Raw genomic sequence first — 14,189 nt, forward strand, 5'->3', positions numbered from 1 at the left:
GGCCGGAGGGGGAAGGCCACCCGCATGACTCTTGCCTCCATCATCATCCAGCTGCTGAACGGGCTGGCGGCGGCCGCGTCGCTGTTTCTCGTCTCGGCCGGCCTGTCGCTGATCTTCGGCGTGACGCGGATCGTGAACTTCGCGCACGGCTCGCTCTACATGCTCGGGCTCTACGGCGCCTATTCGCTGATCCAGTTCTTCGGTCGCACGCCGCTGGGTTTCTGGGGCGCCGTCGTGCTGGCCGCCCTTGCGGTCGGGCTCGTCGGCATCTTGATCGAAGTGCTGGTGCTTCGGCGCATCTATCGCGCGCCGGAGCTGTTCCAGCTGCTGGCGACCTTCGCCGTCGTGCTGGTGATCAAGGACATCGCGCTTTTCACCTGGGGCGCCGAGGATCTGGTCGGCCCGCGCGCGCCCGGCCTGTCGATGGCGGTCGAGATCATGGGCAGGCGCATCCCGGCCTACGACCTGGTGCTGATCGCGATCGGTCCGGTCGTGCTGGGGGCCCTGTGGCTGCTGCTCACGCGCACGCGCTGGGGGGCTCTGGTGCGGGCGGCGACGCAGGATCGCGAGATGGTGGGGGCGCTGGGCGTCGACCAGGCCAGGCTCTTCACTTCCGTCTTCTTCGTCGGCTCCGTCCTCGCCGGATTGGGCGGTGCGCTGCAGATTCCGCGCGAGCCGGCCAATCTCGAACTCGACCTCGCCATCATCGCCGACGCCTTCGTTATCACGGTGGTGGGCGGGCTGGGCAGCATCGGTGGCGCCTTCCTGGCCGCCATCGTCATCGGCGTCGCCAAGGCCTTCTGCGTCGGCATCGGCTCCGTGACCTGGTTCGGCTTCGAGGTTTCCTTCTCCAAGCTCACCCTGGTGGTCGAGTTCCTGATCATGGCGCTGGTGCTGGTCGTGCGGCCCTACGGGCTGTTGGGCAAGCCGCAGGCCGCGCAGCGGGCGGCCGAACCGGCGCCGCGCCTGCAGGTCCCATCCTGGACCTTCGCCCTGGTCTGGCTGGCGCTGCTCGCGCTCGTGCCGCTGGCGGCCGACCGCTACACCACGATCCTACTCACCGACATCGTCTGCTTCGCGCTGTTCGCCGTGTCGTTGCACTTCATCATGGGGCCGGCCGGCATGGTCTCGTTCGGTCACGCCGCCTATTTCGGCATCGGCGCCTATGCGGCGGGTCTCCTGCTGAAACGCTTCGGCCTGCCGATGGAGGCCGCACTTCTGCTGGCGCCGCTGATCGCGGGGCTGTTCGCCATCGTCTACGGCTGGTTCTGCGTGCGCCTGTCGGGCGTCTATCTTGCCATGCTGACCTTGGCCTTCGCGCAGATCAGCTGGTCGGTCGTCTTCCAATGGGACTCGATGACCGGCGGCAGCAACGGCGTGTTCGGCGTCTGGCCGTCGGCCTGGCTGTCCGACAAGACCGCCTACTACTATCTGGCGCTGGTCCTCTGCGGCGCCGGCATCCTGTTCCTGTGGCGCGTGCTGTTCTCGCCCTTCGGTTATGCGCTGCGGGCCGGCCGCGACTCACCGCTGCGCGCCGAGGCGATCGGCATCGACCTGCGCGGCTTCCAGTGGGCGGCCTTCGCGCTGGTCGGTGCGCTGGCCGGCCTTGCGGGTGCGGTCTACGCCTTCTCCAAGGGCAGCATTTCGCCCTCCAGCATCTCGATCGCGCAGTCGACCGACGGGCTCATCATGGTGCTGCTGGGCGGCGTCGAGACGCTCACCGGCCCGGTGGTGGGCGCGGCGATCTTCACCTGGCTGCGCGACGTCGTGGCCCGCAACACCGAGTTCTGGCGCGCCGTGATGGGCGGCGTGATCCTGCTGATCGTGTTGCTGTTCCCGCAGGGACTCGTGGGCGGCCTGAAGGCGTTGGTCGTGCGCTGGAGGGAGCAGCGGGCATGAGCCGGGCCGTTCTCCAGGTCGAGGGACTGCACAAGTCGTTCGGCGGCGTCCAGGCGGTGGCCGACGTCTCCTTTGCCATCTCGGCCGGCGAGATGCTGGCGCTGATCGGGCCGAACGGCGCCGGCAAGAGCACCTGCTTCAACATGCTGAACGGCCAGCTCGCGCCCGACTCCGGCATCGTGCGCCTCGAAGGCCGCGACATCGTCGGCCTGCGCCCGCGCGCCATCTGGCGGCTGGGTGTCGGCCGCACCTTCCAGATCACCGCGACCTTCGCCTCGCTCAGCGTGCGCGAGAACGTACAGATGGCGCTCTACTCGCATGCCGGCCGCCTGCGCTCGCTGCTGTCGCGCTTCGGCGCCGCGTTCGGAGGGGAAGCCGATGCGCTGCTCGACCAGGTCGGCATGCTCGACCAGGCGGAGCGGACCTGTGGCGTGCTGGCCTATGGCGACCTGAAGCGGGTGGAGCTGGCCATCGCGCTGGCCAACGAGCCGCGCCTGCTGCTGATGGACGAGCCCACGGCCGGTATGGCGCCGAAAGAGCGCGTCGCGCTGATGGAGCTCACGGCGCGGCTGGCGCGGGCGCGCAACATCGCTGTCCTGTTCACCGAGCACGACATGGACGTGGTCTTCAGCCAAGCCGATCGCATCATCGTGCTCGACCGCGGCGTGCTGATCGCCGGCGGCACGCCGCCCGAAGTGCGTGCAAACCCCAACGTGCGCGCGGTCTATCTCGGGAGTGCCCACTGATGCTGCAGGTCGCCGATCTGCATGCCTTCTATGGCCGCGCCCACATCCTGCACGGCATCTCGTTGGAGGCACGCGCGGGCGAGGTCGTGGCGCTGCTCGGCCGCAACGGCGCGGGCAAGTCGACGGCCATGAAGGCGATCATGGGGCTGGTGCCGCCTGCGCGCGGCATGGTGAGCTTCGGCGGAAAGCGCATCGAGCGCCTGCCGCCCTATCGCATCGCGCGGCTGGGCCTCGGCTACGTGCCGGAGGAGCGGCGCATCTTCACCGAACTGTCGGTGATGGAGAATCTCGAAGTCGGACGCCAGGCGGCGCGGACCGGCGTGCCGACCTGGACGGAAGAGAAACTGTTCGCACTCTTTCCCAATCTCGCCCGCATGCGTGAGCGACCGGGCGGGCGCATGTCGGGTGGCGAGCAGCAGATGCTCACCATCGCGCGCACCCTGATGGGCAATCCGAGCTGCGTGCTGCTCGATGAGCCGTCGGAAGGACTGGCTCCTATCATCGTCGAGGAGATGGCCAACTCGATCCGGGCGCTGAAGGGGGAGGGTGTGTCGGTGATCCTGTGCGAGCAGAACCTGCATTTCGCGCTGGGCGTCGCCGACCGCGCCTACATCATCGAGAAGGGCCAGATCCGCTTCGGCGGCTCGATGGAAGAGCTGGCGGCCAACGACTCCCTCCGCGAACAATATCTTTCGGTTTGAACCCATGGCGTCCAAGAGCAGCTTCACCGTCGGCATCGATGTCGGCGGCACCTTCACCGATCTGCTGGCGATCGATCCGGCCACCGACGAGGTGAAGCTCGCCAAGGTGCCGACGACCGTCGACAACCAGGCGATCGGCTTCATGGCGGCGCTGGCGGCGGCGGGACTCGATCCGGCGCTGCTGCAGGCGGTGGTGCACGGCACGACGACGACGACGAACGCGGTGCTCGAACGCAAGATCGCGAAAGTGGGACTTATCACGACCAAGGGCTTCCGCGACGTCCTGGAACTGGGCCGCCGCACGCGGCCGCAGCCCTATGGCCTGCGCGGCACCTTCACACCGGTAATCGACCGAGAGGTGCGGCTCGAAGTGCCCGAGCGCATGGATGCCGACGGCAAGGTGCTGACGCCACTCGACGAAGAAGCGGTCGCCGACGCCGCGCGGAAATTGCGCGCGGCGGGCTGCGAGGCCGTCGTCATCCATTTTCTGCACAGCTACATCAACCCGGTGCACGAGCGCCGCGCTGCCGAGATCGTGCGCGGCCAGTGGCCGAACGACTATGTCACGGCCGGGCACGTCATCCTGTCGGAGTATCGCGAGTACGAGCGCGGCGTGACCGCGGCGGTGAACGCCTCGGTCCAGCCGGTGCTCGACCGCTATCTCTCGCGGCTGCGCACGGAGCTGAAGGCCAAGGGTTTCGACCGTGACCTGCTGGTGATGCAGGGCAATGGCGGCACCATCTCCTCGCAGCTGATCGCCGAGGCGGCAGTGAACACGGTGATGTCCGGCCCGGCTTCGGGCGTGATGGCCGCGGCCTATACCGGCCGCGCCTCGGGCCATCCCAACCTGATCACCTACGACATGGGCGGCACCTCGACCGACGTCGGCCTGATCGAGGACGCCGTGCCGCAGGTCTCGGGCGAGCTCGAGCTCGAATATGCGATGCCGATCCACGTGCCGATGGTCGACGTGCACACGATCGGCGCGGGCGGCGGCTCCATTGCCTCGGTCGATGCGGCCGGCATGCTGCGCGTCGGCCCGGAGAGCGCCGGCGCCCGGCCCGGTCCGATCTGCTACGGCCGCGGCGGTTCGGAGCCCACCATCACCGACGCCAACCTGGTCCTGGGCCGGCTCAATCCCGACAAGCTGTTGGGTGTTGACCATCCGGTGACGCTCGACCATGTGCGCGGCCTGGTGCTCGAGAAGGTCGGCCAGCGGCTCGGCCTCGACGCCGAGGCCGCCGCCGCCGCCATCCTGCGCATCGCCAACGACCGCATGGCAGGTGCCGTGCGCCTGGTGTCGCTGTCGCGCGGCCACGATCCGCGCGACTTCGCGCTGTTCGCCTTCGGCGGCGCCGGTCCGCTGCATGCGACGGCGTTGGCGCGCGAGCTCGGTATCCCGACCGTGCTGGTGCCGGTGCGGCCCGGCATCACCAATGCGCTGGGTTGCGTCGTGGCCGACCTGCGCCACGACTATGTGCGCACGGTGAACAAGCCGCTCTCTGCGGTCGACGACGCCACGGTGGCGCGCATCTATGCCGAGCAGGCGGCCGAAGGCGAGGCGACGATCGCGCGCGAGGGCGTGCCGGTGCGCGAGCTGCGCCGCGTGCTCTCAGCCGACATGCAGTTCCAGGGGCAGAGCCACATCCTCTCCGTCGGCGTCGACAGCGCCGAGATCGGCGTCGCGGGCCTGCACAAGGCCTTTGCCGCCGCCTATTTCCGGCGTTTCGGCATCGAGCTGCCGGAGATTCCGCCGGTGCTTGTCAACCTGCACACGGCGGTGATCGGCGTGCGGCCGGAAATCTCGCTCGCAGCGCTCGCCGCCACCGACCGTGCGCCGACGCTCGCCGCCGCGAAGCTCGGCACCCGCCGCGTCTGGTTCAGCGACGGCTGGCACGACACGCCGGTCTACGCCCGCGAGAAGCTGCCGCTCGACGCCACGCTCGAAGGCCCGGCGATCCTCGAGCAGCTCGACTGCACCACCGTCGTCGAACCGGGCGACAAGGTCCGGCAGGACAGGCTCGGCAATTTGCTGATATCAGTCGGCTAACGAAAAAATCCGGAGGAAACGAAGATGAAGGTGACGGACGTCGTCTGCCACATCCTGAGCTGCAAGGTCGACAAGCCGTTCGTCTCGGCGCGCGGCTGGGTCTATGGCACGCGCTCGACCTGCCTCGTCGAGATTTCGACGGACGAGGGCATCACCGGATGGGGCGAGTGCTACGGACCGGCCGCCGTCGCCAAGACCTTCATCGAGACGCAGTTCAAGGCCCGCGTAGTCGATCGCGATCCGTTCGACGTCGAGGCGATCTGGGAAGATCTCTACAACAGGATCAAGGATTACGGCACGACCGGTATGGCGATCTCGGCCATCTCCGGCATCGACATCGCGCTGTGGGACATCATGGGCCGCGCCGTGAACAAGCCGGTGCACAAGCTGATCGGCGGCGCCTATCGCACGGAGGTGATTCCCTACGCGACCGGCCTCTACTTCATCGACATGAAGCGCCTGATCGACGAGGCGGTCGAGGAAGCGCTGGAGTTCAAGCACGACGGATTCCAGGCGATCAAGATGAAGATCGGGCTGGGCGACCTGAAGCTCGACGCACGGCGTGTGACCGCGGTACGCGAGGCAATCGGGCCGGACGTGAAGCTCGCTGTCGACGCCAACCACTGCTTCTCGGTACCAAACGCCATCAAGCTCGGCCACATGCTGGAGGAGCAGGACATCCTCTGGTTCGAGGAGCCGATCAGCCCCGAGGACCATGACGGCTACATCGAGGTGACGCGCGCCCTCGACATGGCGGTGGCCGGCGGCGAGAACGATTTCACCCGCTGGGGCTTTCGCGACGTCATTGCCCGGAAGGCGATGGACATCGTGCAGCCCGACCTCTGCGCCGCCGGCGGTTTTTCCGAGTGCCGCAAGATCGCGACGCTCGCTTCGGCTTTCGGCGTCGAATGTGTGCCGCACGCCTGGGGCTCGGCGATCGGCCTCGCGGCGACGGTGCAGTTCCTCGCCGCCCTGCCGGACCAGCCGCCGGCCTTCCGCCCGATGCCGCCGATGCTCGAGTTCGAGCAGACGCCCAATCCCTTGCGCGATCACCTGGCACAGGAGCCGATCGAGCAGAAGAAGGGCATCGTGAAGGTTCCGACGGGGCCGGGTCTCGGCATCGAGATCGATCGCGAGGTGCTGAAGAAATACAAGGTGGCTTAGGCTGGGGGCGCGTCACTCCAGTGACGCGTCTTCGCTTGCTGCAACAACGACGCGCCACTGGAGTGGCGCGCCCCCAGCGGGGAGTACATCCATGAAGATCGTCGACGTAAAGGCCTATCCGACCAGCTATCGCGTGCCCAAGGAACTGCAGGTGTCGCTGGGGATCGGCACCATGACCAAGCGCGACTGCGTGATGGTCAAGGTGACGACCGAGGATGGGATCGTGGGCTGGGGCGAGAGCCATCATGCGCGCTCGCCGGGCAGCATCGGGCATCTGATCAACACGACCCTGAAGGGCTTCGTCGTCGGCATGGATGCGACCGACACCGTCGGTATCTGGGCGAAGATCTACAAATTCCAGCTTGGCAGCCACGGTATGGGCGCGGCCACCGCCATGGCGATGAGCGGCCTCGATCAGGCGCTGTGGGATATCAAGGGCAAGGCCGTCGGCTGGCCGCTCTACAGACTGCTGGGCGGCTCTAACAGGCCCGTGCCGGCCTATGCTGGCGGCATCTCGCTGGGATACCAGGAGCCGGAGTCGCTGGCCGACGAGGCCGGGCCCATGGTGGCGGCGGGCTACAAGGCGCTGAAGCTCAGGGTCGGCGACAGCGTGAAGAACGACATCGCCCGCATGACGGCGGTGCGCAAGCGCTTCGGTGACGACATGGTCCTGCTGACCGACGCCAACACCGGCTACACGGTCGAGGATGTCCGTCGTGTGATGCCGGCGATGGACGAGCTGGGCATCGCCTGGCTGGAGGAGCCGTTCCCGGCACACGACCACCGCTCCTATGCGATGGCCAAGGGCTGGGGCGTGACGCCGCTGGCGGCCGGCGAGAACCACTACACACGCTTCGAGTTTCACCGGATCATCGAGGATGGCAACATCACCATCCTGCAGCCGGACCTTTCCAAGAGCGGGGGCATCACCGAGGTGCAGCGCATCGCGGCCGCGGCCTCGATGTGGAAGCTGCCGATCCATCCGCACAGCTCGATGACCGGGATCAATCACGCCGTGTCGATCCACTTCCTGGCGTCGATCGACAATGGCGGCTACTTCGAGGCCGATCTTTCGGTCGCCAACAAGTTCCGCGACGAGCTGGGCAGCGCGCCGTGGGAGATCGGCAAGGACGGCAACGTCCGCCCCCTCGACAAGCCCGGCATCGGCGTCGAGATCGACGAGCAGTTCCTGATCGCCCACCCGGTCATCGAGGGGCCTGGGTACGTGTGATTCATTGGAGCGCGCCACTGGAGTGGCGCTCATGATCATGATTGCGCCACTGGAGTGGCGCGCTCCGTTGAAAGACTACGTCACAGAAATCAGGTCCGACGCCCTCTCGGCGATGGCGTTGGTCGCGGCGTAGGTGTTGCCCGACACCATCGTCGGCATGCAAGAAGCATCTGCAACCCGCAGGCCCTCCAGGCCGATCACGCGCATGCTCAGCGGATCGACGACGGCCATCGGGTCGGTGCCGAGCTTGGCGGTGCCCACCGCGTGATAGGTCGTCGAGCCGGTGGCGCGGGCGTGGGCCATCCACTGTTCGTCGGTCTGGACCGCCGGTCCCGGCAGGTTCTCCTCGATCACGAAGCCGCTGAGCGGCGGCGTGGCGAGCAGCTTGCGCAGGTACTTCATCGCCGCCAGCAAGGCGTCGCGGTCGTGCTGGACGGCGAGGTAGTTGGGCTGGATCTCGGGCTTGGCCGTGGGATCGGCGCTGGTCGCCTTGACATGTCCCGTGCTCTCCGGCCGCAGCTGCGAGACGCCGAGCGTCATGCCCGGCACGCGATCCAGTTCGGAGGTGCCGTAGCGGCCGGGCATGTAGCTGGCCGGCGCGAAGTAGAGCTGCATGTCAGGCGTGGCGAGGCCCGGCCGCGTCTTGAAGTAGCCGCCGGCATGGCTCGGCGCCGCGGTCAGCAGGCCCTTGCGCGTGACGGCATAGCGCAGCACCTCGCCCACCAGCGGCAGGCCACGGCTCTTCTCGTTCAATGAGCCCGCGCCCTTGACCAGTGCCGAGACGCGCACCGCGTAATGGTCGCGGAAGTTGCGGCCGACACCCGGCAGGACGTGCTTCACCGCCACACCGATCTCGCGAAGGTCGTCGGCATTGCCGATGCCGGAGATCTGCAGGAGCTGCGGCGTGTTGATGGCGCCGCCGCTCAGGATCACGTCGCGGCGGGCGCGGATCTGTTTCGTCTGGCCGCCCTGGCGATAGGTGATGCCGGTGGCGCGCTTTCCCTCGAGATCGATGCGCTCGACCAGCGCGTGGGTGATCACCTTGAGGTTGGCCCGGCCCATCGCGGGCCGCAGATAGGCGTCGACCGGGCTCCAGCGCCGGCCGCCCTTCATCATGTTCTGGTAGAGCATCGTGCCCTCCTGGTCGCCGCTGTTGTAGTCGGGCGAGCGCTTGAGCCCGAGTGCTTCGTTGGCGTCCATGAAAGCGTCGCTCAGCACGTGCGGGTCGCGCTGATCCTCGATGAAGAGCGGGCCCGAGCGGCCCCGTGTCTCGTCGCTGCCGCCGACGCGGCTCTCGGCGCGCTTGAAGTAGGGAAGCAGGTCGTCCCACGACCAGCCGCGGCAGCCGAGCTGCGCCCAGGTGTCGTAGTCGGCCGACTGGCCGCGCACATAGAGATGGCCGTTGATCGAACCCGACCCGCCCAGCACCTTTCCCCGTGGGAATCTTATCTTCCGGCCGTCGATGTGCGGGCCGGGCGCGGTCTCGTAGCCCCAGTTGAGATTGTCGTTGTAGACCGTCTTGTTGAAGCCGGCCGGCACCTTGATCCAGATATGGTTGTCCTTGCCGCCGGCTTCGATCACCGCGACCGTGTTCTTCCCGGAGGCGGACAGGCGATTGGCCAGCACGCAGCCCGCGGCACCGGCGCCGACGATGACGTAGTCGAACTCTTCCATTGGGCGTTTCCTTGTTCTTACGCAGCCACCACGAGCGTCGAGGCCAGCTGGCGCACCGACTTCACCATTGCCATGGCGACCAGCTTGCCGGTCTTGCGGTTCTCCTCGCTGACGGTCACATCCTCCATGAAGGTGAAGCGGCCGAAGGCGCCTTTGGCTTCCAGCTCGACGATGTGCGTGGTGATCGTGGGGTCGGCCACGATGACGACACGGGTCCTGTCGAGGCCGAGGCCGGCGATCGCAGCGGCGGCGGAGATGTTGACGTTCTGCGGATAGAGGCGGGCTCCCTCGCGTACGGGACCGTCGAAGACCGTGTGTGGCGCCGTCAGCCCGTCGAGATCGACCAGCGTCTCTGCGACCGTGCCCTTCCAGGCAGAGGGGTCCTTGCGCACCGTGACGGTGACGCTGTCCAGCCCGCCGACCGCGGCGCTGCTCAATATATCCAACGCGCCGATGCCGCCCGACGGCAGGATGAGGCGCGCACCGCTGGCCTTAGCCGCCGCCAGCAGCCGCTCGAACAGGGCGGTGTCGGTGAAGGCGCCGACGGAGGTTACGAAGAAGTCGGCGCCGCTTTCCAGTACGCGCTGCCCGTAGGCGCGGACCGCTTCGTGCCCGGCGCATTCGGCAACGGCATCGAAGTCATGGACGAAGAACCGGTCGGGCTCGTGAGTGAGCAAGCCTCCGGTTCTCGGCCGCTTCACCAGCGCCGAGACCAGTTCGAGGTTTTCGATGCCACCGGCTTTCAGCGCCGCCTCGACATGCTTGCCGATGGCGCCGTAGCCGATCATGCCGAGGCGAACGGCGGGCCTCGCCGTCACGAGAGGCGGGCCTCCACCCAGCGGGCCCAGGCGATGAGCTGGTCGTCGTCGCGCAGCGGCGCGATCAGCTGCACCGACAGCGGCAGGCCGAACGGGCCGGCATTGAAGGGCAGGGCAATGCAGGGAGTGCCTAAAAGGGTCCAGAAGCGGTTGAAGATCGGATCGCCGGTATAACCGAGACCTGCCGGTGCTTCGCCGCGGGCGGCGGGCGCCAGCAGGAAGTCGAAGCGCTCCCACACCTGTGTGAGATCGGTCAGCGCGCGCTGCTTGCGCTTCCTGGCATCCGCGAGCTGGGTGCGCGTGACGCTGTCGCCCGTCTCCAGGACCGCCGTCAGGCTGGGCGACAGGAGATGGGGGAAGCGGGCACGTTCCGGCCCGTAGTGCCGGGTCGCTTCCTTGGTCATCACCCGGTTGTGCGCGGTGATGAGCGGGGCCCAGCTCTCGGGCATTTCCCATTCGCGCACCTTGGCACCGCCGGCCCGCAGGGTGCGGGCGGCGACCTCGATGTTCTTCCTGTTGTACGGCTCGGCCTGGTCCCACCACAGGGTGCGGCAGAAGCCGATCCGCGGCGCGTGCAGGGGCGGATCGGCCGGGGCATGGCCATATGCGGCGCGGATCAGCGCCAGGTCGTTGGCCGTGCGCGTGAAGAAGCCCAGCGTGTCGAGGCTCTTGGCGTAGGTCTTGATGCCCGTCGTGTCGGCCCAGCCGTAGGTGCCCTTGTAGGCCACGATACCGTTGAAGGCGCCGGGACGGATCACCGAGCCCGAGGTCTGGGTGCCGTATCCGATGGGCACCATCGTGTCGGCGACCGCGGCCGCGGAGCCCGATGAGGACCCGGCCGGCGTATGGCGCAGGTTGTGCGGATTGTGCGTCTTGCCGGCGTGGGCGCCGGCGAATTCCGTCGTCACCGACTTGCCGAGCACGATGGCGCCGGCGTTCACGAGCTGTGTCACGCAGGCGGCGTCACGGCCCGCGACATGGTCGCGGTAGATCGGCGAGCCGCAGGTGGTCGGCATGGTCTTCGTCGAGATGATGTCCTTCACGGCGAGCGGGATGCCGTGCAGCGGTCCCACCGGCCTGGCGCGCTTGTCGAGCACGTCGGCGCGCTTGCGGGCGCCTTCGGCGTCGATTGCCTCCCAGGCGTGGACCTGGCCTTCGCGCAACTCGATGCGGTCGAGGCAGGCTTCGACGAGGTCGCGCGCCTTCAGGCGCTTCTGCGACATGCGGAGGACCGCCTCGCTCGCCGACAGTCTGTTGGGCGATTTCGCCATGCGCTCGTTCCCCTTTCAGTTCGTTGGGCGCATGATGACCGAGCCCCGCACGGAAAGGTAGCCGTCATGCCCCAGGGTTTGCCCTTCAAGGTCCAGAAGCTCGGCCACGCGGTGGTGAACGTCGCCGACCTCGACCGGTCGCGGCGCTTCTATACCGAGGTGCTGGGCTTCAAGGTCTCCGATGTCTATCCCGGCAACATGATGCCGGGCGGCATGGTGTTCCTCCGCTCCAACGGCGACCATCATTGCCTGGCATTGGTCGGAGGCGCGCCGGCGACGGATGCCAAAGCGCGCACCTTGCATCACCTTGCTTTCGAACTGGCCACGCTCGACGAGGTGTTCCGCGCCCGCGATCACCTCAAGGCACACGGTGTCAAGATCGTCTACGAGGGCCGCCGCCGGGCCGGCTGCCAGGTCTCGGTCGAGTTCCTCGATCCCGACGGCCACCATCTCGAACTCTACTGGGGCGTCGACCAGATCGGTTCCGACGATCGTCCGCGGCCGGCCGAGGAATGGCGCCAGACCATGACCCTGGAGGATGCCGTGCGCATCGCGCCGCCGGGCCAGGACACGACCCTGCGCGATTCCGAGCTCAAGAGGCGCATTTCCGGCTGTTAGGCTGGCATGCCACTTGCTGCCGGGAGCCCGTATGCAAGGAGGGCTCCATGGACATCGGTGTGTTCATTCCGATCGGAAACAACGGCTGGCTGATCTCCAAGACGTCGCCGCAATACATGCCGACCTTCGATCTCAACCGGCAGATCGTGCAGAAGGCCGAGGGCTACGGGCTCGATTTTGCCTTGTCGATGATCAAGCTGCGCGGCTTCGGCGGCGAGAGCGAATTCTGGGACCACAATCTCGAATCCTTCACCCTGATGGCCGGCCTTGCCGCGGTGACCGAGCGCATCCGGCTCTATGCCTCGGTCGCGGTGCTCACCATTCCGCCCGCCATCATCGCGCGCATGGCATCGACCATCGATTCGATCTCGCACGGCCGCTTCGGTGTCAATATCGTCTCGGGCTGGGCCAAGGACGAATATGAGCAGATGGGCCTGTGGCCGGGCGAGGCGTATTTCGGCTACCGCTACGACTACTCGACCGAGTTCGTGACGGTGATGAAGGAACTCTGGGAGACCGGCACGTCCGACTTCAAGGGCAAGTACTTCCAGATGTCGGACTGCAAGCTGAGTCCTCGTCCAAAGGAGCCGATCAAGATCGTCAGCGCCGGCCAGAGCCCGCGCGGCATGGAGTTCGGCGCGACCTACTGCAACTACAACTTCACCCTGGGCAAGGGCGTGAACACGCCGACCGCCCATGCGCCGACCAACCAGCTGATGGTCGAGGCCGCGGCAAAGACCGGCCGCGACGTGGGCAACTATGTGCTGATGATGGTGATCGCCGACGAGACCGACGAGAAGGCGATGGCCAAGTGGAAGCTCTACAACGAGGGCGCGGACATGGGCGCAATGGCCTGGATGTCGGGCCAGGCCGATGCCGATCCCAATGCCGCCGAGGGCGGCACCGCCAAGGCGATTTCCGCCCCCGAGGGCGCCATCAACTTCAACATGGGCACCCTGGTCGGCTCCTATGCCAGCGTGGCGAAGATGCTCGACGAATGCGCCACCGTGCCCGGGACCAAGGGCATCATGCTCACCTTCGACGACTTCCTGGCCGGCATGGACCAGTTCGGCCAGCACATCCAGCCACTGATGAAGTGCCGCAGCGACCGCCTGGTAAAGGCCGCCGCCTGAGGGCGGCTTCCCGGCCGACCTGCTACCATGGTCGGCATGACGACCATGGCAAGTCCCGAGCGCTGGCGAAATCACGGCCCGATGTCGGCGCCCGGCGCAGGGTCATTGAACTTCGACGGATTGCCCGTCGATGTTGCGGCGCTCTGCCGGATCGCGCAGGGCGTGCTGATCCATTCGGACTGGATCGCGGCCTATGGCGTAGACGAGTCGCAGTTCCAGACCGTGTCGCGCGAGACCCTGCCGATGGCCGGCCGGCTCCGGCAGATCGCCGAACTCGACGGGTCTGCGCTGACCGAGGAGCGGGCTCCGGACCGGCGTGCGGTTGGCACCTGTCGCGACTATGCGTTGATGCTGTGCGGCATGCTGCGCCAGCAAGGCGTGCCGGCACGCGTGCGCTGCGGCTTTGCGGCCTACTTCAAGAGGGACTGGGAAGATCACTGGATCTGCGAGTACTGGCATGACGGTCGCTGGTGCCGTGCGGACGCCCAGCTCGATCCCATCATCGCGCCGCGTCTGGACATCGGTTTCGATCTCACGGAACTGCCCGACGACATGTTCATCACCGCCGGTGAAGCGTGGCGGCGTTGTCGTGCGGGCGAGGCCGATCCCATGGCCTTCGGGCATGGTTCGCAGGCAATGGGCTTATGGTTCGTCCGGGTCAACGTCGTCCGCGACCACCACTCGGTGAATGGACGCGAGACGTCTGATTGGGATACGTGGCGGCAAGCGACCGCGGCGCATCGCATATTGTCGGAGAGCGAGTGCGCCGAGACCGACGAAATCGCCGCCCGTCCGGCGGCGCCTTCGGCCGAACCATGCCCGCCTTGGCTCACCGCCAAGGCGTCATAGGAGCGCGCCACTCGAGTGGCACTCAGATCATGATT

The 14,189-nt window shown here is 67.2% G+C and carries 12 protein-coding genes; 9 read left to right on the plus strand and 3 right to left on the minus strand.

What is annotated here, in order from left to right:
* The first annotated feature begins 24 nt into the window (after nt 1-24).
* The 6 genes from EPO41_RS15585 (at nt 25) to EPO41_RS15610 (ending at nt 7,791) form a co-directional block, all read left to right on the plus strand.
* On the plus strand, nt 25-1,899 hold the full coding sequence (locus tag EPO41_RS15585) for an ABC transporter permease (RefSeq protein ID WP_296326712.1): 1,875 nt from the start codon (nt 25-27) through the stop codon (nt 1,897-1,899).
* Nucleotides 1,896-2,645, plus strand: a complete 750-nt coding sequence (locus tag EPO41_RS15590; RefSeq protein ID WP_296326714.1) for an ABC transporter ATP-binding protein — start codon at nt 1,896-1,898, stop codon at nt 2,643-2,645. Before EPO41_RS15585 ends, EPO41_RS15590 begins: the two co-directional genes overlap by 4 nt.
* Complete coding sequence (locus tag EPO41_RS15595; RefSeq protein ID WP_296326885.1) at nt 2,642-3,346, plus strand: ABC transporter ATP-binding protein; 705 nt, start codon at nt 2,642-2,644, stop codon at nt 3,344-3,346. The genes EPO41_RS15590 and EPO41_RS15595 overlap by 4 nt, the downstream gene beginning before the upstream one ends.
* A gap of 4 nt (nt 3,347-3,350) precedes the next feature.
* Nucleotides 3,351-5,396, plus strand: a complete 2,046-nt coding sequence (locus EPO41_RS15600) for a hydantoinase/oxoprolinase family protein (protein WP_296326715.1) — start codon at nt 3,351-3,353, stop codon at nt 5,394-5,396.
* 24 nt (nt 5,397-5,420) lie between these two features.
* The gene (locus EPO41_RS15605) at nt 5,421-6,560 is read left to right on the plus strand and encodes a mandelate racemase/muconate lactonizing enzyme family protein (RefSeq protein WP_296326717.1); all 1,140 of its coding nucleotides are present in this window, start codon (nt 5,421-5,423) and stop codon (nt 6,558-6,560) included.
* A gap of 91 nt (nt 6,561-6,651) precedes the next feature.
* On the plus strand, nt 6,652-7,791 hold the full coding sequence (locus EPO41_RS15610) for a mandelate racemase/muconate lactonizing enzyme family protein (RefSeq protein ID WP_296326719.1): 1,140 nt from the start codon (nt 6,652-6,654) through the stop codon (nt 7,789-7,791).
* A 75-nt stretch (nt 7,792-7,866) separates the two neighbouring features.
* Here EPO41_RS15610 and EPO41_RS15615 read toward each other — a convergent pair whose 3' ends face one another.
* The 3 genes from EPO41_RS15615 to EPO41_RS15625 are packed head-to-tail and all read right to left on the minus strand — an operon-like array spanning nt 7,867 to nt 11,554.
* Nucleotides 7,867-9,465: a GMC family oxidoreductase N-terminal domain-containing protein gene (locus tag EPO41_RS15615; protein ID WP_296326721.1), complete on the minus strand. Its 1,599-nt coding sequence runs from the start codon at nt 9,463-9,465 to the stop codon at nt 7,867-7,869.
* Between the two features lie 17 nt (nt 9,466-9,482).
* A complete protein-coding gene (locus tag EPO41_RS15620) occupies nt 9,483-10,283 on the minus strand; it encodes an aspartate dehydrogenase (RefSeq protein ID WP_296326723.1) in 801 nt (266 codons plus the stop codon).
* Nucleotides 10,280-11,554, minus strand: a complete 1,275-nt coding sequence (locus tag EPO41_RS15625) for an amidase (RefSeq protein ID WP_296326725.1) — start codon at nt 11,552-11,554, stop codon at nt 10,280-10,282. The genes EPO41_RS15620 and EPO41_RS15625 overlap by 4 nt, the downstream gene beginning before the upstream one ends.
* A 66-nt stretch (nt 11,555-11,620) precedes the next feature.
* Between EPO41_RS15625 and EPO41_RS15630 the strand changes: the two genes are divergently transcribed.
* From EPO41_RS15630 to EPO41_RS15640, 3 genes are read left to right on the plus strand one after another with little or no spacing between them, the layout of a single operon-like run.
* A complete protein-coding gene (locus EPO41_RS15630) occupies nt 11,621-12,172 on the plus strand; it encodes a VOC family protein (RefSeq protein ID WP_296326727.1) in 552 nt (183 codons plus the stop codon).
* 47 nt (nt 12,173-12,219) lie between these two features.
* On the plus strand, nt 12,220-13,305 hold the full coding sequence (rutA, locus tag EPO41_RS15635; RefSeq protein WP_296326729.1) for a pyrimidine utilization protein A: 1,086 nt from the start codon (nt 12,220-12,222) through the stop codon (nt 13,303-13,305).
* A 36-nt stretch (nt 13,306-13,341) separates the two neighbouring features.
* Entirely contained in the window at nt 13,342-14,154 is an 813-nt protein-coding gene (locus EPO41_RS15640) for a transglutaminase domain-containing protein (protein WP_296326731.1), read from the plus strand.
* Nucleotides 14,155-14,189 lie beyond the last annotated feature (35 nt).

Source organism: Reyranella sp., from assembly GCF_004297265.1.
Lineage (GTDB): Bacteria > Pseudomonadota > Alphaproteobacteria > Reyranellales > Reyranellaceae > Reyranella.

What these genes read in the sequence shown, in the direction of transcription:
- EPO41_RS15615 (WP_296326721.1), bottom strand. Translation starts at nt 9,465, where the DNA reads ATGGAAGAGTTCGACTACGTCATCGTCGGCGCCGGTGCCGCGGGCTGC.
- EPO41_RS15625 (WP_296326725.1), bottom strand. Translation starts at nt 11,554, where the DNA reads ATGGCGAAATCGCCCAACAGACTGTCGGCGAGCGAGGCGGTCCTCCGC.
- EPO41_RS15605 (WP_296326717.1), top strand. Translation starts at nt 5,421, where the DNA reads ATGAAGGTGACGGACGTCGTCTGCCACATCCTGAGCTGCAAGGTCGAC.
- rutA (WP_296326729.1), top strand. Translation starts at nt 12,220, where the DNA reads ATGGACATCGGTGTGTTCATTCCGATCGGAAACAACGGCTGGCTGATC.
- EPO41_RS15600 (WP_296326715.1), top strand. Translation starts at nt 3,351, where the DNA reads ATGGCGTCCAAGAGCAGCTTCACCGTCGGCATCGATGTCGGCGGCACC.
- EPO41_RS15610 (WP_296326719.1), top strand. Translation starts at nt 6,652, where the DNA reads ATGAAGATCGTCGACGTAAAGGCCTATCCGACCAGCTATCGCGTGCCC.
- EPO41_RS15640 (WP_296326731.1), top strand. Translation starts at nt 13,342, where the DNA reads ATGACGACCATGGCAAGTCCCGAGCGCTGGCGAAATCACGGCCCGATG.
- EPO41_RS15585 (WP_296326712.1), top strand. Translation starts at nt 25, where the DNA reads ATGACTCTTGCCTCCATCATCATCCAGCTGCTGAACGGGCTGGCGGCG.
- EPO41_RS15590 (WP_296326714.1), top strand. Translation starts at nt 1,896, where the DNA reads ATGAGCCGGGCCGTTCTCCAGGTCGAGGGACTGCACAAGTCGTTCGGC.
- EPO41_RS15630 (WP_296326727.1), top strand. Translation starts at nt 11,621, where the DNA reads ATGCCCCAGGGTTTGCCCTTCAAGGTCCAGAAGCTCGGCCACGCGGTG.